The organism is Jeotgalibaca sp. PTS2502, assembly GCF_001975685.1.
GTDB classification, from domain to species: domain Bacteria; phylum Bacillota; class Bacilli; order Lactobacillales; family Aerococcaceae; genus Jeotgalibaca; species Jeotgalibaca arthritidis.
Genome location: NZ_CP019433.1, coordinates 1,576,497 through 1,595,000 on the forward strand (window position 1 = coordinate 1,576,497; position 18,504 = coordinate 1,595,000).

At 41.2% G+C, this 18,504-nt stretch carries 15 protein-coding genes, 2 rRNA genes, 1 pseudogene and 1 riboswitch (1 of these 19 cut by a window edge); of the genes and pseudogenes, 10 read left to right on the forward strand and 8 right to left on the reverse strand.

The window, feature by feature from the left end; all coding sequences use genetic code 11:
• Positions 1 to 128: 128 nt before the first annotated feature.
• Positions 129 to 716, forward strand: coding sequence for an ECF transporter S component (locus tag BW721_RS07745; RefSeq protein WP_076767636.1), 588 nt, complete (start codon positions 129 to 131; stop codon positions 714 to 716).
• A gap of 195 nt (positions 717 to 911) precedes the next feature.
• Here BW721_RS07745 and BW721_RS07750 read toward each other — a convergent pair whose 3' ends face one another.
• Positions 912 to 3,068, reverse strand: a complete 2,157-nt coding sequence (locus BW721_RS07750; protein ID WP_076767638.1) for a heavy metal translocating P-type ATPase — start codon at positions 3,066 to 3,068, stop codon at positions 912 to 914.
• 290 nt (positions 3,069 to 3,358) lie between these two features.
• On the reverse strand, positions 3,359 to 5,977 hold the full coding sequence (gene mgtA, locus BW721_RS07755) for a magnesium-translocating P-type ATPase (RefSeq protein ID WP_232222912.1): 2,619 nt from the start codon (positions 5,975 to 5,977) through the stop codon (positions 3,359 to 3,361).
• 199 nt (positions 5,978 to 6,176) lie between these two features.
• Positions 6,177 to 6,343, reverse strand: a riboswitch (M-box (ykoK) riboswitch).
• A gap of 275 nt (positions 6,344 to 6,618) precedes the next feature.
• Between mgtA and pyrR the strand changes: the two genes are divergently transcribed.
• The 5 genes from pyrR (at position 6,619) to BW721_RS07780 (ending at position 11,064) form a co-directional block, all read left to right on the forward strand.
• Positions 6,619 to 7,125, forward strand: coding sequence for a bifunctional pyr operon transcriptional regulator/uracil phosphoribosyltransferase PyrR (gene pyrR / locus BW721_RS07760; protein ID WP_076767643.1), 507 nt, complete (start codon positions 6,619 to 6,621; stop codon positions 7,123 to 7,125).
• 111 nt (positions 7,126 to 7,236) lie between these two features.
• Positions 7,237 to 8,130: an aspartate carbamoyltransferase catalytic subunit gene (locus tag BW721_RS07765; RefSeq protein WP_076767645.1), complete on the forward strand. Its 894-nt coding sequence runs from the start codon at positions 7,237 to 7,239 to the stop codon at positions 8,128 to 8,130.
• Positions 8,127 to 9,389, forward strand: a complete 1,263-nt coding sequence (locus tag BW721_RS07770; RefSeq protein WP_076767647.1) for a dihydroorotase — start codon at positions 8,127 to 8,129, stop codon at positions 9,387 to 9,389. Before BW721_RS07765 ends, BW721_RS07770 begins: the two co-directional genes overlap by 4 nt.
• Positions 9,390 to 9,400: 11 nt before the next feature.
• On the forward strand, positions 9,401 to 10,144 hold the full coding sequence (locus BW721_RS07775) for a dihydroorotate dehydrogenase electron transfer subunit (protein ID WP_076767649.1): 744 nt from the start codon (positions 9,401 to 9,403) through the stop codon (positions 10,142 to 10,144).
• A complete protein-coding gene (locus tag BW721_RS07780; RefSeq protein ID WP_076767651.1) occupies positions 10,141 to 11,064 on the forward strand; it encodes a dihydroorotate dehydrogenase in 924 nt (307 codons plus the stop codon). Before BW721_RS07775 ends, BW721_RS07780 begins: the two co-directional genes overlap by 4 nt.
• A 56-nt stretch (positions 11,065 to 11,120) precedes the next feature.
• Here the strand turns inward: BW721_RS07780 and BW721_RS07785 are convergent, their stop codons facing one another.
• From BW721_RS07785 to BW721_RS07795, 3 genes and pseudogenes are all read right to left on the reverse strand, one after another.
• Positions 11,121 to 11,264 carry a hypothetical protein gene (locus BW721_RS07785; RefSeq protein WP_198031333.1) on the reverse strand — a complete coding sequence of 48 codons (144 nt, stop codon included), beginning with the start codon at positions 11,262 to 11,264 and terminating at the stop codon, positions 11,121 to 11,123.
• Between the two features lie 55 nt (positions 11,265 to 11,319).
• Positions 11,320 to 11,790: a glutathione peroxidase gene (locus tag BW721_RS07790; RefSeq protein ID WP_076767655.1), complete on the reverse strand. Its 471-nt coding sequence runs from the start codon at positions 11,788 to 11,790 to the stop codon at positions 11,320 to 11,322.
• A gap of 17 nt (positions 11,791 to 11,807) precedes the next feature.
• Positions 11,808 to 12,464, reverse strand: a pseudogene (locus BW721_RS07795) (phytoene/squalene synthase family protein).
• 283 nt (positions 12,465 to 12,747) lie between these two features.
• Between BW721_RS07795 and BW721_RS07800 the strand changes: the two are divergent.
• The 4 genes from BW721_RS07800 to BW721_RS07815 are packed head-to-tail and all read left to right on the forward strand — an operon-like array spanning position 12,748 to position 17,278.
• Positions 12,748 to 14,241 carry a phytoene desaturase family protein gene (locus tag BW721_RS07800; protein ID WP_076767657.1) on the forward strand — a complete coding sequence of 498 codons (1,494 nt, stop codon included), beginning with the start codon at positions 12,748 to 12,750 and terminating at the stop codon, positions 14,239 to 14,241.
• A 17-nt stretch (positions 14,242 to 14,258) separates the two neighbouring features.
• Positions 14,259 to 15,644 carry an aldehyde dehydrogenase family protein gene (locus BW721_RS07805; protein ID WP_076767659.1) on the forward strand — a complete coding sequence of 462 codons (1,386 nt, stop codon included), beginning with the start codon at positions 14,259 to 14,261 and terminating at the stop codon, positions 15,642 to 15,644.
• Positions 15,645 to 15,655: 11 nt separating this feature from the next.
• Entirely contained in the window at positions 15,656 to 16,768 is a 1,113-nt protein-coding gene (locus BW721_RS07810; protein ID WP_083686835.1) for a glycosyltransferase, read from the forward strand.
• A 12-nt stretch (positions 16,769 to 16,780) separates the two neighbouring features.
• The gene (locus tag BW721_RS07815) at positions 16,781 to 17,278 is read left to right on the forward strand and encodes a glycosyl-4,4'-diaponeurosporenoate acyltransferase (protein WP_335617476.1); all 498 of its coding nucleotides are present in this window, start codon (positions 16,781 to 16,783) and stop codon (positions 17,276 to 17,278) included.
• 293 nt (positions 17,279 to 17,571) lie between these two features.
• On the opposite strand, the gene BW721_RS07820 is transcribed toward BW721_RS07815, so the two are convergent.
• From BW721_RS07820 to BW721_RS07830, 3 genes are all read right to left on the reverse strand, one after another.
• Positions 17,572 to 17,802, reverse strand: coding sequence for a GNAT family N-acetyltransferase (locus BW721_RS07820; protein ID WP_442905243.1), 231 nt, complete (start codon positions 17,800 to 17,802; stop codon positions 17,572 to 17,574).
• Between the two features lie 182 nt (positions 17,803 to 17,984).
• A 5S ribosomal RNA gene (gene rrf, locus BW721_RS07825) occupies positions 17,985 to 18,100 on the reverse strand.
• Positions 18,101 to 18,252: 152 nt separating this feature from the next.
• A 23S ribosomal RNA gene (locus BW721_RS07830) occupies positions 18,253 to 18,504 on the reverse strand (it continues 2,664 nt past the right edge of the window).

An 18,504-nucleotide genomic window follows, 5' to 3' on the forward strand; every position in this document is an offset into this window, starting at 1 on the left:
GTCATGCTAATTATAGTTTAACGCAAAATAAAAGAAAAAACAGCTAAAACAGCAAACAGTGCTTTTTTGGCTCATATCTGCTAAAATGATAATTACTAAATTTCTAACCCTTAAAAAGGAGAGTCACTATGAAAGATTCGAAAAATAAAACATACCGAATTGCTATTCTAGGTATTTTAACCGCTATTATTATTATTCAAAATTTTGTTCCCTTCTTAGGAAACATTCCGATTCCGCCGCTTAACCCGACCATTATTCAAATTACTGTTATTATCGCTAGCTTTGTTCTTGGTACGAAAGAAGGCATGTTCGTCGGTGGTGTTTGGGGCGTCGTTCGAATGATCAAAGCCTATACACTACCTGCGTCGCCACTGGATTTATTACTCTTTACTAATCCGCTCATTTCACTTATTCCGCGGATACTCATCGGTTTAACTGCCGGCATGACCTTCCGTTTTTTCCATAAAAAAGGGAAAGATAGCCTCGGCATGGCAGTCGGTGCCGTCGTTGGGTCATTGACTAATACTGTTTTAGTACTCGGCTTTATCGCCCTTTTATTCGGAAACGAATATGCAGCTGCTCTAGATGTAGCTCCAGCTAACTTGATGTCTGCCCTATCCGTTATTGTTGCAACAAACGGGATAGCTGAAGCCGTTGCCTCCGCTATTCTAGCCCCAATTGTTAGCAAAGCCTTATTAAAAGCTAGAAGAAAATAGAAAAAGAGCTGGGACCAAAGTGGTCTCAGCTCTTTTTTGCCTTCAAGTATGAGATACAGCAACAATTTATTGGCTGTATCTTACACTTGAAGGCTGAAATGTACGATACAGACTTCTTTATCTCCCTTGTATCTTACATTGAGAGGTCAAAATGTACGATACAACTCATTTTTGATAGCTGTATCGTACATCTGCTTACTTTTTCATCATTCGCATGGCATTTAAAACGGCCAAAACAGTCACACCAACATCAGCAAATACGGCTTCCCACATGCTAGCTAGTCCAAAAGCACCTAACATGAGGAACAAACCTTTAACTGCCATCGCAAAAATAATATTTTGCCAAACAATTTTGCGGGTGTCTTTTGCGACTTGAATGGCTGTGGCAACTTTAGACGGCTGGTCATCCATAATAACAATATCCGCCGCTTCAATTGCAGCATCTGAGCCGAGTCCGCCCATAGCAATCCCAATATCAGCGCGAGCCAAGACCGGTGTATCATTAATTCCATCGCCAACGAAAACCACTTTTTCTTTAGCTGTTTTCCTCTCCATAATAGCCTCAATTTGAGCCACCTTATCTTGAGGGAGTAGTTCCGCATAAACCTCATCTATCCCAAGCGCTTGTCCCACTTGATCCGCAACGGTTTTGCTGTCTCCCGTTAACATGGTGATTTGGCGAACGCCCGCTGCTGTTAATTGTTGAACGGTCGTTTTGGCATCGTCTTTCATTTGGTCACCAATCACAATCACGCCAGCATACTGACCAGCAACGGCTACATAAATCATAGTGCCACTTGCTGAATGGTCTGAAACTGCAATGTGATGATCAGCCATCAATTGACGGTTCCCTACTAAAACAGATTGACCCGCAATTTTAACGGTGATGCCGTAACCTGCTTCTTCGTGGTAATCTTTAATGGTGTTGGGATCAATGCTCTGACCATAAGCAACTTGAACAGACTTAGCGATCGGATGGTTGGAGTAGTATTCTGCTTGGGCTGCTTGCTCCAAGAGTTGCTCTTTCGTCCACCCTTCAGTTGGATGAATAGACGTCACCTCAAATTTACCTTTTGTCAGCGTCCCCGTTTTATCCATGACCACATAGGCCACATCATTTAAAGCTTCCAAGAAATTACTTCCTTTGACCAGAATTCCCTTACGAGAAGCCGAACCAATCCCGCCAAAGAAACCCACTGGAATGGACACCACTAGGGCACACGGACATGAAATCACGAGGAAGATACTTGCACGGTAAAGCCATTCATTGAAGCTAGCACCCACTAGTAACGGCGGTAGAACTGCCAATAGAACGGCAATCACAACAACAACTGGCGTGTAAACTCGAGCAAATTTACTAATAAAGGTTTCGGTTGGTGCTTTCCGACTGCTGGCATTTTCAACCAAATCAAGAATTTTAACAACCGTTGAATCTGAAAACTGCTTAGTAACTGCAACTTCCACCACACCCGTTAAGTTGACGAACCCGCTCAAGACTTCTTCGCCGGCAGCAACAGTACGTGGCATTGATTCACCGGTTAAGGCTGCTGTATCAACGGACGTTTGACCACTTTGAACGAGGCCATCGAGTGCCACTTTTTCGCCGGGGTGAATCACAATAATATCGCCTACTTGTACATCTTCAGGATTAACGCGCTGGCTGCTACCATCAGCTTGTTTGAGATTAGCGTAGTCAGGGCGTATCGCCATCAAATCAGCAATAGACCGTCTCGACCGATCAACCGCAATATCTTGAAAGAGTTCGCCGATTTGATAAAACAACATCACCGATACTGCCTCAGGAAATTCTCGAATATAAAAGGCACTTAAGGTAGCGACTGTCATCAAGAAATTTTCATCAAAAATCTGGCCGTTAAAGAGATTACGGATAGCCGTCCAGATGACATCGTAGCCTGCCACTAAATAAGCGAGAATAAATAACATTAAACTAACCGTTGATGCTAAAGGCGCAAACACAGCTACTACTAACATCATAAGCGTCACCACTAATCGAATAATTGTGTGGCTGACCTTACTATCACCGTGGCTATGGCCATGGTGGTCGTGATGATGATCGTGGTCATGGTGGTCATCAATGTTTTGTCCAATAGGCTGTCCCGTTTTTTTATCAAGGGTGGTCACATCGGGTTCTACTTGATGAATGGTTTCTTTAACTCTATTTAATTGTTGTTCTGTTGGTTGATCCAGTTCAAATTGAAGAGTCTTAGTCATAAAATTAACATTACTAGCGGACACACCTTCTATTTTTCCAACGGCATGTTCGACTTTGGCTGCACAGTTAGCGCAATCAATGCCTTCTAATAGCCATTCGTATTGCTTTTTAGTTGTCATAAAATCCCCTCCACTCGCCTAGCAACGGATGTAAATCGAAACCGTTGCGACTTACATATGAACAACCATTCATGTGTTATCTTTATTTTACCATCATTTGCTAATCAGTCAATCATTAAGCGATTTTTAGGCAAAAATGTCAACTAGAGCCTATTTAAAGTACCTACTCGACATAAATCACTCCAAATATGTCTACCGGCGATATAATTGCCCTCTCACTCGACACTTTTTGCACAAAAAATGTCGAGTGCAGCTTTTTTTCAGCTACTACTCGACATTCTAGGCTCATTTTACAGCCATTTCTTATTTACTCTAATATAGATGGTCTTCACGACTTGTGTGGTTAGCACATAGGCAATAATAATGACGAATGCCCATAACCAGTAGTTCGTTGGTAGTGCCACTAAGTCGATATAGCTACCGAAGAAGCTTCCCGGAATCAATACGGCTGCAATCACCACTAAAATAGTTGATAGTGATACGCCGAATCCAGCGCGACTTTGAATAAATGGTATTTTTTTCGTACGGATAACATGAACAACAACCGTTTGAGTAATCAGTCCGATAACAAACCAGCCACTGTGGAATAGGGCTGCATCTTGCGGCGTGTTTGCTTTGAAAACAAACCACATTACTAAGAATGTCAGTACATCGAAAATCGAGCTGATTGGCCCAATCGCAAAGGTAAAGGTCATCAAGTCAGATGTATCCCATTTGGTTGGTTTCATCAAATCTTCCTCATCCATACGGTCCCATGGAATCGTTAATTGCCCAATATCATAGATCAAGTTTTGAACCAACAGTTGGATAGATAACATCGGTAAAAATGGTAAGAAGGCACTGGCAATCAAGACACTAAAGACATTCCCGAAGTTCGAACTAACAGTCATCTTAATGTACTTCATCATATTGCCAAAAACATTACGACCTTCTAATACGCCATCCTCTAAGACAGTCAAACTTTTCTCTAATAAAATAATTGAACTTGCTTCTTTGGTAATATCTGCCGCATTCTCAACGGAAATACCAACGTCTGCTGTGCGAAGAGCAGGTGCATCATTAATACCATCACCCATAAAGCCAACGGTATGGCCTTTTTCTTGAAGAGAAGACAGAATACGTGATTTTTGTGCAGGGTTTAATTTCGCAAATAAATTAACCTCTTCTACGACATCAGATAAGTCTTGGTCACTCATTTGGTCTAATTCTGTTCCTAAGATGGCACGATTCACTTCAATGCCGACATCTTTACAAATCTTTTGGGCAACAATTTCGTTGTCTCCCGTTAGGACTTTAACATTAACACCGTGCTCATGAAGAGACTTAATCGCTGTAATCGATGATTGTTTCGGTGGATCTAAGAAGCCCATGAAACCAGAAATAATCATATCTTGCTCGTCTTTCACTGAATAAACAGCCTCATCATGAACGTTTTCTTTATAAGCGACAATCAAAACACGCATGCCTTGCCTATTCAGCTTAGTGCTAATAGCCGTCATGTTAGCACGCAGTTCATCTGTTAAAGATAAAATTTCACCATTGATTTCAACCCGGTTACAAATCGATAGCATTTCTTCAGCTGCGCCTTTTGTAATCATCAACTGCTTTTCCTCTGTTTTAACTGCTACCGTTAGGCGGCGGCGTGAAAAATCAAAGGGGATTTCATCAATTTTTTCTGCCTTAGCAAAGTTAACCGCATCACGATTTTCTTCGACATAGTCAAGAACTGCATGGTCCATCACGTTTTTCCAACCGGTTTGGTAGTTGGCATTCATATAGGTTAGTGCCAACACTTGGTCACTGTCGTGGCCTAGTGGATCCAAGTGTTCAACTAAAACAACTTTATCTTCTGTAATCGTTCCTGTTTTATCGGTACAAAGCACATCCATAGCCCCTAAATTTTGGATGGCATTTAACTCTTTAACAATTACTTTTTTGCGTGACATTGTAAGCGCGCCTTTTGCCAAATTACTCGTTACAATCATTGGTAACATTTCTGGTGTTAACCCAACTGCAATGGCAATGGCGAAGAAGAATGCTCCTGTCCAATCACTTTTTGAAAAACCATTCACCAAGAAGACAATCGGCACCATCACGACCATAAAACGTAGTAAGACTTTGCTGACATTTTTCACACCACGGTCAAAGCTTGTTTCGCCGCGTGATTTAGCCGATTGTGAAGCAATGTCACCAAAGAAAGTCGCTTCGCCTGTTTTTAAAACCAGTACTTTTCCTTGGCCACTCAAAACGTCGGTACCCATAAAGGCTAAATTTTCAAAATCAAGTGCGGTTACCGTACTTGGGTCGCGATCTTGGACATCTGTCGTCACATATTTTTCAACCGGTAGTGATTCACCTGTTAACGAAGATTGGTTTACGAATAAATCCTTCGCCCAAATCAAGCGCGCATCTGCTGGAATCATATCGCCTGTTGATAGGTTAACTATATCCCCCGGTACAATTTCATCAATCGGAATTTCTTGGGTTATCCCTTCTCGTGTCACTGAAGTGGTTGTTTCGATTAATTCTTTTAGGGCCAAACTCGCCTGTTGTGAACGAAACTCTTGGAAAAAGTGTAAACCGGCACTAAAGACAATCATCAACCCCATAATAATACTGGCATCATAATCCTTTGTTGCAGCAGATACGACCATTAAAAGTGCTAAAACATAAATGAAGGGGTCTTTGAATCCCTCTAGCAACAAACGATACCATGGCATTGGCTTTTGAGCAGCTACCTCATTCAAGCCATATGTTTCTAGGCGTGTTTGAGCTTCTGCTTGGCTAATACCCGTTAAGTCCGTTTTTAATTCATTCAAAATCTCTTCTTTACTAAGGCGACCTAGTCTCACTAGCTCGCTATTTTTTGTCTTTTTTTCTACATAAATGTGTTTTGTTTTCTTTGTCATCTTTAGACTCTCCCTTATGAAGCGGCAGGTCGTCATCCTCTGCTTCTATATTTATTAGTTTGCTATACCTCTGATTCGGATTCATCCTGACCACCCCCTAAGCGAATGTTTATTATTTTTAACATAGAAAAAAGAGCCCTACTCAAAGAAGCAGGACTCTACCGTTACATAACCAAAACGATACTGGTTGACGATTCGTTAATGACCTCTTCATTGAGCTTTAGCACTGTACGGCATAGGGGTAAAACCCCAGCTACATTAAAAATCCCCTTAATTCGAAAATTCCTGGTAACCCATTGGTGTCTTTCGACATTTCTGGGCAGTAGCGTATCTCTCGTACAGACGCCTCACCTAACAAGGCTATTCAATTTTTTCTACTCTATTTAGTATACAGACACCCTATTCAGATAGCAAGCTATAGCCTAGCAAATGTGACAAAAATGAGAACAGTCTGTCTATTTTCTCAATTTTACCTTGCAATTAAAATTAACTGCCGTATAATCGACTTAAATAGAAACCTTTAACTAGCGTCCTGTGAGACGAAGAAGGCCATGTTCTATCACACTCAATTAGATGTTGATGACGACCCCTTCTTTTTGCATGCCCAAAAAGAAGGGGTCTTTTTTATAGGAGGAATTACCATGCCAAAAGTAATCATGAATGAAATGGAAATGTTACGTGCACTAACCCGTTTATCCTACGAAATAATTGAACGTAACAAAGGAATTGAGAATCTTATTTTAGTCGGCATTGAAACACGCGGCGTTTATTTAGCTAATCGCATCGCTGAAAAAATTGCTACCATTGAAGGACCCATCGAAGTAACCAGCTTAAATATTAAAGCTTACCGCGATGACATTACAGAAAAAACACAGCCTGCTGTTCATGAAGATTCTTTGGCAGGTAAAAAAGTAGTCTTAGTGGATGACGTTCTCTTTACAGGGCGTTCTATTCGTGCGGCTATGGATGCCTGTGTTGATAGAGGTCGCCCTCTAGAAATCTCACTCGCTGTCCTTGTTGACCGCGGCCACCGCGAACTACCGATTCGTCCAGACTATATTGGAAAAAATATTCCGACTTCTAAACAAGAGCGCGTTCGCGTTCAAGTAACCGAAGCTGATGGCCAAGATGCCGTTATAATTGAATAATTTGATTATGTTGTCACTTTAATTGAATCCGAGAGATTCAGAAGCGAGACCATCTCTTTAGGTGCGCTTCTACTCTTAGAAGCGCACTTTTTTATATAACGGAGGGATAGAATGAGAAACTTTTTCTCAGTAGAGCAATTCACTAATGACGAAATCATGCACTTGTTGGACCGATCGCTTGCTTTTAAAACAGGCAAAGACGCGTTCAAAAGTGACGCGACAATCGTTAATATGTTCTTTGAAAATAGCACCCGCACCAAACACAGCTTTGAAATGGCGGAACATAAAATTGGGATGAAGCAATTTAACTTTGATGTAGGCAGTTCTTCTGTTGCAAAGGGAGAAAGTTTATACGACTCCGTTTTAACTATGCAAGCACTGGGCGTTGATATCGCTGTTATTCGCCATCAAGACCGCCATTATATGGATCAACTTGTCAATTTAAAGATTCAAATTGTTAATGCCGGCAGCGGTAATGGCCAGCATCCTTCCCAATCCTTATTAGATATAATGACCATCTATGAAGAGTTTGGTCACTTTAACGGATTAAAGGTTGCCATTATTGGTGACATCATCCATTCCCGTGTCGCCATGAGTAATATGACCTTACTCAATCAACTGGGCGCCCACGTTATTTTCGCAGGACCGATGGATTATTTCGATACCCACTTTGAAAAATATGGCACCTTAATGTCGGTAGATGATGCTGTTAAGGAAGCCGATGTGGTAATGATGTTACGTGTGCAACTAGAACGCCATCAAACAGACGAACAAGAACAGTTTTCGAAAGAAGCTTACCATGACGCATACGGCTTAACCCGCCAGCGTTACCGTACTATGAAAGACCACGCCATTATTATGCACCCTGCACCCGTTAACCGGGATGTGGAGTTAGACAGTGAATTGGTTGAATGCGAAAAAAGTCGCATAGTCACACAAATGAGTAACGGCGTTTACGCCAGAATAGCCATCTTAGAATGGGTCTTGGAGGGACGATACGAATGACAACAATCTTAAAAAATGGAAAACGCATCACAGCTGGAAATACTCTTGAAACAATCGATATCGCGATCGAAAATGGTGTCATTACGGCGATTGGAACAGATTTAAAAGGTGAAAATGAACTTGACTTAGAAGGCGGCTTAATTACGCCTGGCTTGGTAGATGTCCATGTTCACTTTAGAGAGCCGGGATTTACCGATAAAGAGACTATCGCAACTGGCTCACGTGCTGCTGCAAGAGGTGGTTATACAACCGTTTGTGCTATGCCTAACACTAATCCCGTTCCTGATACAAAAGAACGCTATAACGAATTAGAAGCCTTAATTGCTAAAGATGCAGTTATTAATGTCCACCACTATGCACCGATTACTAAGGGATTGAAATCAGATGAATTAGTTGATATGGCTGCTATCAATGCCTTTGCCTATACCAATGACGGTGTTGGCGTTCAAACAGCTGGTGTGATGTACCAAGCGATGAAAGAAGCTGCTCGTCTAAATAAACCGATTGTCGCTCATACAGAAGATGATAGTTTACTTTACGGTGGCGTGATGCATGAAGGCATTAAAAATAAAGAACTCGGTCTGCCGGGAATTATGGGCATCGTTGAAAGTTCGCAAATTGCTCGCGATATTTTAATCGCTAAGGAAACTGGCGTCCACTACCATGTTTGTCATGTTTCTTCCAAAGAATCGGTTGAAGCCATTCGCCACGGTAAACAACAAGGAGTAAAGGTCACTGCCGAAGTGTCGCCACACCATTTGATTTTAAATGAAATGGCCATTCCTGAAGATGATGCTACTTATAAAATGAACCCGCCACTTAGAGGAGAAGATGATCAAAAGGCTTTAATCGCAGCATTACTAGATGGCACTATTGATTTTATCGCAACAGATCATGCGCCTCATACAGAAGCAGAAAAGGCAAATGGCTTTGTCGGCTCGCCCTTCGGTATTGTAGGGATTGAAACAGCCTTCGCTTTACTGTATACGCATTTTGTAAAAACCGGTCAATTTACGTTAGAGTTTTTAGTAGAACGGATGTCAACTCTACCAGCAGATGTCTTCCAACTAACGACAAGTGATTTAACAGTTGGCAGTGTGGCTGACTTAGCTGTCTTTGATTTAGAAACGGCTTATATGATTGATAAATCTGATTATTTATCAAAATCATCCAATACACCATTTAACGGCCAAACGGTTTATGGCATGTGTCAATTAACCCTTCACCAAGGAACAATCGTTTGGAACGCCCATAAATAAGGAGGATAACTATGCAAGTTGAATTAATGACTATTCTTTCCAATAAAGAGATTGCCCATAACATCTATGAAATGATTCTCAGCGGACAAATGGTAAACGAAATGACGAGAAGCGGTCAATTTCTCCATTTACGCATGAAAGACCCTAACTTATTATTGAGACGACCGATTTCAATTGCGTCTATTAATGAAGACAGCTGTACCCTCCTTTACCGTGTTGTTGGAAAAGGAACGGAAGATATGAGTTCTTATCAAGTTGGCGACCACGTTGATATACTTGGCCCACTCGGCAATGGCTTTCATATTGATTTTTTACAAGCTGGTGACCAAGTAAGCGTCATTGGTGGCGGTATTGGCGTAGCTCCCCTTTACGAACTCGGAAAAGAATTGCTCGCTAAAGGTGTGAAGACAACCTTTATTCTAGGCTTTGCTAATAAGGACGATATTTATTATGAAGAAGCCTTTCGTCAGCTAGGAGAAGTAATTTTATGTACGGATGATGGGTCAGCAGGATTAAAAGGTCACGTCGGTGTTGCCCTTGACCAGGTTCAACCACAAGCTGTCTTTGCATGTGGCCCAACCCCACTCCTTCGCCTAGTCCAATCAACCTTTGATCAGCTAGAACATGTTTATTTATCATTAGAAGAACGAATGGCTTGTGGCATCGGTGCTTGCTACGGCTGCGATACCAAACGAAAAGATAAGCGCGTCTGCACAGATGGACCCGTATTTCAGAGCGAAGAGGTCAGTTTATGAATCGATTAAGTGTGAGTTTGCCAGGAATTGAATTAAGAAATCCAATTATGCCAGCATCAGGTTGCTTTGGCTTTGGAGAAGAATATGCGAAGTTTTATGATTTTTCAAAGCTAGGTGCCATTATGGCTAAAAGTGCGACACTTAACGAACGCGTTGGAAATGCGCTACCGCGTGTCGCTGAAACACCAAATGGCATGCTGAATGCCATTGGTCTTAAAAACCCCGGTCTGGATGTCATTCTAGCAGAAAAATACCCCTTTTTAGCTAAATACGATGTGCCGATTATTGCTAACGTAGCAGGGTCAACTGAAGAAGAGTACGTGGCAGTCTGCAGCCGTATTTCAGAAGCTCCCAACGTAAAGGCCATTGAATTAAATATTTCTTGCCCTAACGTAAAAGAAGGTGGCGTTGCTTTTGGAACAGATCCTGAAGTTGCTGCTCGTCTTACTCGCATTTGTAAGGCAGCCACTAATTTGCCAATATATGTTAAACTAAGCCCAAATGTAACGGATATTGTCGCTATCGCCAAAGCTGTTGAAGCAGCTGGTGCTGATGCCATTACCATGATTAATACGTTCACAGGTATGGCCATTGATGTCAAAACAAGAAAACCAGTTTTAGGTAATATTACAGGTGGTCTGTCAGGCCCTGGTATTAAACCTATTGCCCTACGTATGATTTACCAAGTTTCACGCGCGGTTGATATTCCCATTATTGGTATGGGCGGCGTTGCATCGGTTGATGATGCCTTAGAAATGTTAATGGCTGGTGCTACAGCAGTCGCTGTTGGAACAGCAAACTTTGTCGATCCTTATATTTGTCCAAAAATTATTGATGGCTTAGAAAGCCGTATGGACGAACTAGGTATCGATTCCATCCAATCGCTGATTGAAGAAGTAAAAGCAAATCGCTTTGAATAAAAAAACGAGTTTGGGAAAATTCCCAAACTCGTTTTTATTTTTAGTTGATAGTCGTGCTACTCATAGGTTAATCCGAAATCTAATCGGTATTCATGACCTAATTCATCCTTATACGCATAGGACATGCCTTCTCGTAAATCCTTATCCTTATCATAGCCCGGCACATCATTGCGCAATACACAAATGCCATACTCATCCACATTTATGGAGAAACACAAACTAAAAAAGTTGAGCGCGTGGGCGCTCAACTTTTTTCTATAGGTACTCTTCAATTTCTTTTTCAAATGATCTTGGTGTGTCTTTTGGTCCAAAGCGTTTAACGATAGTGCCATTTTTATCGACTAGGAATTTAGTAAAATTCCATTTAATCGCACTGCCTAAGATTCCTTTTGTTTCTTCTGTTAGTAATTGAAATAACGGATGGGCGCCTTTACCGTTAATCGTCACAATATCGTGCATAGGGAACGATACCCCATACGTTAAGCGGCAAGCCTCGGCAGCTTCGTTGGCAGAGCTAACTTCTTGCTTGAATTGATTTGATGGAAAGCCCAATACGACAAAATCTTGTTCACTATATTTTTCATATAAAGCTTGTAATTCATCGAATTGCGTTGCCAAGCCGCATTTCGTTGCGGTATTTACGATTAGCATTGTTTTTCCTTTGTAGCGGTCTAATTGATAGCTTTCGCCATTTTCTGCAGTAACTGAAATATCATAAATTCCCATGATTTTTTCCTCCTGATTTACTTCTTTTTCTTAAGTTGTTTTTTACTTTCTAAGACAAGTTGAACCATTTTAAGTTCAGACACGTAATTGCGGCGGTTGATGCAATAGTAGTTTTGTGCTCTAACACTATCCAAAATAGCGCGGTAAACATTGGCAGATGTTAACACAGCTAATTGACAATCTGAATCGAATTGATCGATAGCCGCTAGCCGGTCGGATGGCAAGTAAACCCGATGATTATCACGGTAGTCTTCTCCTTCATCACGCAAAATATTAGTTAGCTGCATGGCAATGCCTAGAGAAACGGCACTATCCCTTAAATCTGGCGTTATAGCGTCTTGCTTTGCTAGAATAGGAAGTAACATTAAGCCTACAGAACCTGCAACATAGTAACTATAGGCTTTCAAATCATCCATATCCATAATTTCTTTAAACTCTAAATCGTGACGTTGGCCTTCTATTTAATCAAAAAAAGGTGAGACATCCATATCAAAGCGGTCAAAGACATCCCGCAAAGCGCGCCACATCGGATGGTCAGCGGTCTGTCCATCTGTAAATGAGATTAAGGCTTCTTCTAATTGGTCTAATTTTTCCTTTTTTATCGCAATCGGTTCATCAGCATCTACCGTATCGTCTGCTTGTCTACAAAAGGCATAGATAGCGTAAACCGCCATGGCCTTCTCTTTCGGTAATTTTCAAAATGCTGTATAAAAACTTTTAGATGATCGCTTGATAATCGCTTCGCAGTATGCGTAATCACTTACTAAATCAATAACGGGCACTCAGCTCAACCTTCTTTCCACTTCTTATTCTGTTCCCTTATCATATTTTATATCTTGTACGATGTAAACTAATATGAATTGAAACGAGCTTATTTTTCTAAAATGGACATTACTTTACATCGTGTACGATATAAAGTAAGATGACACTAATTAAAACTTACCAGGAGGGCCATACATGCAAAAAGCAAAAACAGCAGTTGTCATCGGCGGTGGCTTAGGCGGCTTGTCTGTAGCTATTTCATTAGCGCAGAACGGCTTTCAAGTATCGCTCTATGAAAAAAATAACCATCTCGGTGGAAAGTTAAACCGCTTAAATACAGATGGCTTCGGATTTGATTTAGGTCCGTCAATCTTAACTATGAAACCTATTTTTGAAACATTATTTACGAACAGCGGTAAACATATGGCAGACTATATCCCAACCATGCGTGTTGAACACGAATGGCGATCATTCTTTCCAGATGGTACCGTTCTAGACCTATACGGCGATTTAGATAAAATGGCAGCTGAAAATCCCTATCTAACTGCCGAAGACATGGCGGAGTATCGCAACTTTTTAGATTATGCCGGCAAACTATATGATCACACACAAACAGGCTATTTCGACAAAGGCTTGGATAATACCTTAGAGGTTTTCCGCCACCACGGCATCTTGGGGTCACTAAAGGGCTTTGACCTTTTTTCAAGTATGTACGATGGTATTGCTAAACGAATCAGCAACCAACATTTCCGTGATATGCTGGCTTATTTTATTAAATATGTAGGGTCATCCCCTTTCGATGCGCCTGCTGTTTTAAATATGATGATCTATATGCAGCACAAACAAGGCGTTTGGTATGTCCCCGGCGGCATGCAAGGCATAGCAGAAGGTATCGTTAAACTAGGCAAAGAGCTAGGCGTTCAATTCCATACCGGCCAAGAAGTCGTTCAACTTCACAAAACAAACGACCATATTAGCCATGCCGAGCTAGCTGACGGCACAAAAATTGCGGCCGACTACTTCGTTTCGAACATGGAAGTCATTCCAGCCTACGACGAGCTTTTAGGTGAAAGTAAAACATATACTAAAAAACTAGAAGAGAAGTTTGAGCCGGCGAGCTCTGGGTTAGTGCTCCATCTCGGTGTGAAGGCAGATTACCCGCAATTGGCGCATCATAATTTCTTTTTCTCAGCTAATCCTGAAAAAAGCTTTGATGAGATTTTCCATAAACATCAGTTACCGGAAGATCCAACCATCTACCTCGTTAATGTCAATAAAACCGATCCAAGCCAAACGAAAGCTGGCTATGAGAACATTAAAATTTTACCTCATATTCCCTATATCCCCGATAAACCTTTTACGCAAGCAGAATATGATGCGCTAGAAGAACGGGTCTTGGTGAAATTAGAGACTATGGGGCTAACAAACTTACGCCAACATATTGTCACTAAAAATAGATGGTTACCAGAAGATATTCAAAAAACTTACTATTCACACCGCGGCGCTATTTACGGTACCGTATCAAATCGTAAGAAAAATCGTGGCTTCAAACATGAAAAAGAAAGTGATAAATATGACAACCTTTACTTTGTCGGTGGCACAGTCAACCCTGGCGGTGGGATGCCAATGGTGACTCTCAGTGGCCAACAAGTGAGTGATAAAATTGTTGAAAAAGAACAAAAACGCTAAAAAAGGAGGCTTGAAAGATGTCAAATTTGTATGAAGCTGTTCGCGACAAACAACGGTTACGCAGCCAACAACTCGGCAGTCGCGGATTAAGTCAGCGACTGGATGCTTTAAGCCTCTTAAAACAAATGCTAATTGACCATCAAGACCTTTGGCTAGATGCCCTTCATTTTGATCTAGGCAAACCAGCTGTTGAAGCCTATTCCTCTGAATTAGCCGTTTTATTAAATGAGATCGATAGAACGAGTCGTCATTTGCAAAAGTGGCTAAAGCCAACTGTCAAAAGACGGGTATTATTAGGCAGCATCGACCGTGTGCAAGTATCAGCTCATCCTTATGGTAGTGTCTTAGTCTTATCACCTTGGAATTATCCTTTACAGCTAGCTCTAATGCCGGTTATTGGAGCATTAGCTGGCGGAAATGGCGTGGTCCTAAAACCTTCAGAATACGCTCAAACAACGAGTGCGCTATTAGCTGAATTAGTACCGCGTTATTTTTCAGAAGACACTCTTTATGTGGCAGAAGGAGGCCAATCTGTCGCCGAGTCTTTAACTGCTCTCAAGTGGGACTTTATTTTTTTTACAGGGAGCACGGAAACCGGAAGAAAGGTTTACCAAGCTGCTGCAGCTCACTTAACGCCAGTTCTATTGGAATTGGGTGGTAAGAATCCGTGTATTTTAGATGTCGGTGCTACTAATAAAGTTACTGTCAGAGAAATTGCATGGGGTAAATTTTTAAACGCCGGTCAAAGTTGTATTGCGCCCGATACCGTTTATGTGCCGCGCAAGGACTACAAAACATTTCTTCATTTAATGAAAGAACGACTACTTGCCTTTTACGGCGATGCTCCTTTAGATTCGGATGATTATGGTCGTATTATTCATCAGCAGCATTTTGATCGTTTGATTGCCTATTTAGACCAAGGTGAGTGCTATATAGGCGGTCATTACCGAGATGATCAACTGAAAATAGCTCCTACTATCATGGTCGATTTAAAAGAAGACAGTCCAATAACAAACGAAGAAATTTTTGGACCTCTTTTAGCTGTCGTTGCTTACGATAAGCTCGACGATTTGCTAAAGGACTTAAGAAAGCAAGCTGTTCCGCTAGTTGTCTATGCTTTCAGTAAAGACAATAAGTGGCTGAGTCATATTGAAGAGTCACTTGAAAGTGGCGCATTCAGTGTTAACCACCTTATGCTTCATGCGGTTAACCCACACCTTCCCTTTGGTGGCAAAGGACAAAGTGGGCTGGGTAACTATCACGGTTACGCCAGCTTCAAGGCCTTCACCTATCAAAGAAGCCGCTACAGCAAGCGAGCAGCTATTAAACTGTCACAGCAATTTCCACCCTATTCAACATTTGCACTAAACGCGATTAAACACTTTCGAAAACGTATTTTCTAAGGAGGGGTCAAGTGGTTTACATTTATGCCATTCTTTTGCTGCTCGCTATCTTGAGCGGTTGGGCCATGCTCCACCACGTTCCTACCTTTCCAACCAGTCACTCAAAAAAAGCAAAGCAGTCAAACCTATCCATTATTATTCCTGCCCGCAACGAAGAAAGTAATTTACCCTTACTATTGTCATCACTAAAAAAACAAAGTGAACAACCCTTGGAAATCATTATTGTTGATGACCATTCGACGGACCAAACGGCTATGGTTGCACAACAATTTGGCGCGCGTGTGATTCGGTTTGAAGCAGATGACAGTAAGTGGGTCGGTAAGTCGGCTGCTTGTTGGTACGGCGCAAGAGCAGCAAGTGGCGATCAGCTGCTTTTTTTAGACGCTGATATTGTCCTAGCAAACCCAGAAAGTTTAAGCCAAATATTGGCTTATTATGACCGGCTAGGGCCTCAAGCTGTCTTATCCATTCAACCTTACCATGTGATTGAACGTCTCTATGAAAATTTGTCCGTTGTCTTTAATATCATGGTTCTAGCAGGGATGAATCACTTCTCTCTTTTATCCAACAAACTAGAAACAGCCGGTGCATTTGGCCCTTCTTTGCTTTGCCGAAAAGATACCTATTTTGAAGTCGGTGGCCATCAAGCTGTTAAGCATAGCATTATGGAGAATGTCGCATTAGGTGCTCTATTTATGGAAAAAGGTTATCAGTTAGATCTTCTTTCGGGTCAATCTAGCTTACACTTTCGCATGTACCCAGATGGTCTTACTAGCTTGTTTGAAGGTTGGTCAAAAAGTTTTGCATCAGGTTCAAAGGCAACACATCCCATTGTTTTCGTGTGGACTGGATTGTGGATTACTGGCGCATTTGCTAATGTTTTCTTTCTTCTATATGCTCTATTTACCGCGAAAGCCGTTTTTATAAGTGCAGCTCTTATTGGATACGGTCTCTACTTTTTACAGTTTTATCGAATGGCTAGAAAAGCTGGTCACTTCAGTGCTATTGCTTTATTCTTTTACCCGATTTTATTTATCGCTTTTATTTTCTTGTTTTCCTGGTCTGCCATTCAAACCTTTATTTTTAAGAAGGTCTCGTGGAAAGGACGAAAAATAAACCTTTAGGAGGCGACAACCGTGTTGATTGAATTACCCATTCTTTGGATCATTATTCTTGATTTTATAGCGTGGTTTTTCTTTCACATGCTTATTTCTTGGCTGTGTCTAAAAATTCCAGATCATTGGTTACACAATAATCAGACTTTTTTCAAATCCCGCTCCTTCGAAAGGAACGGCGACTTGTGGCAAAGTCTTTTTCATATTAAGTCTTGGAAAAAATTTTTACCAGATGGTTCATTTATTTTAAAAGCTAACTATGATAAGAAAGAACTAGGCCAAACGAACGTTGAAAATCTTGAAAAATTTCTGATTGAAATAAACCGTGCTGAACTTACCCATTGGTTATCGATGCTTCCTGCACTTTTATTTTTCATTTGGAATCCTTTGTGGGCGGGGTTTATCATGATTGCTTATGCTATTCTTGCTAACATGCCATTTATTTTAACTCAGCGTTATAATCGACCCCGATTACAACGCTTACTCCAGCTTAAACAACAAAGAGAGGCTGGGAAATAACACCAGCCTTTTTTCGAGATGCAAGATACAGACTGTTTGAAGCGGCCTGTACCTTACTTTTCAAGCTAAAAATGTGCGATACAGCTCATTTTTTGGAGCTGTACCTTACATTTGAGTAGATATAAAAAGGAACTGGAAGAAGTCCAGCCCGTGAATAAAATAATAATCGCAATGAAACAATCAGAATTCTGATTATTTCATTGCGATTTTTTTATTTGAAGCTAGTTTTTTCCCCAGCCTCTTTTTTTAAGCGTATTTTCTAATTGCTTCGTTTTCCAAAACAAGAACGAGGATTAATCCTTTTGAACAGCCACATCGCCATACTTATCCGGTTGACGTTCAAATTGTTTTACGACATAAGGACATAAGGGAATAATTTTCTTACCTTCTTTTCTCATTTCATCCGCTAAATAATCCAGTAGTTTTTCTGCCATTCCTTGTCCACGCAAAGATGGATCTACAAACGTATGGTCTGCAATTACTTTATCTTCTCCTGTTGGTACAAAGGTAATTTCCGCAATCATCTTTCCATTCTCATCTTGTTTTTGGTAACCATTTCCAACTTTGATAAATTCGTTTTCCATATTGAACACCTCTTCTTCAGTATCATTCTCTATTTAGTGTAACACGTTTTATTTTTTATGACAGCTTGAATGCTTCTATAACAAAAAAGTACCCCAGATTTCTCTGGGGTACTTTTATCGTTGCGCGGCAGCGTCCTACTCTCACAAAGGGAAACCCTTCACTACAATCGGCGCTAAGAAGCTTAACTTCTGTGTTCGGGATGGGAACAGGTGTGACCTTCTTGCCATCGCCACCGCACATATTGTCATGGCTGTTGCTGCTAGCAGTTTACAGACATGATACACTTGAGCTATGCCCACAGTGTTTCTTTGAGGTTGTTCCCTCAAAACTGAATAGTTAACATGAAACCTTTGGTTTGAAACCCATTTTACTTGATTACCGTTTTATTATTGGTTAAGTCCTCGACCGATTAGTACTAGTCCGCTCCATACATCGCTGCACTTCCACTTCTAGCCTATCTACCTGATCGTCTCTCAGGGGTCTTACTCATTTAAAATGATGGGAAATCTCATCTTGAGGGGGGCTTCACGCTTAGATGCTTTCAGCGTTTATCCCGTCCACACATAGCTACCCAGCAATGCCCTTGGCAGAACAACTGGTACACCAGCGGTGTGTCCATCCCGGTCCTCTCGTACTAAGGA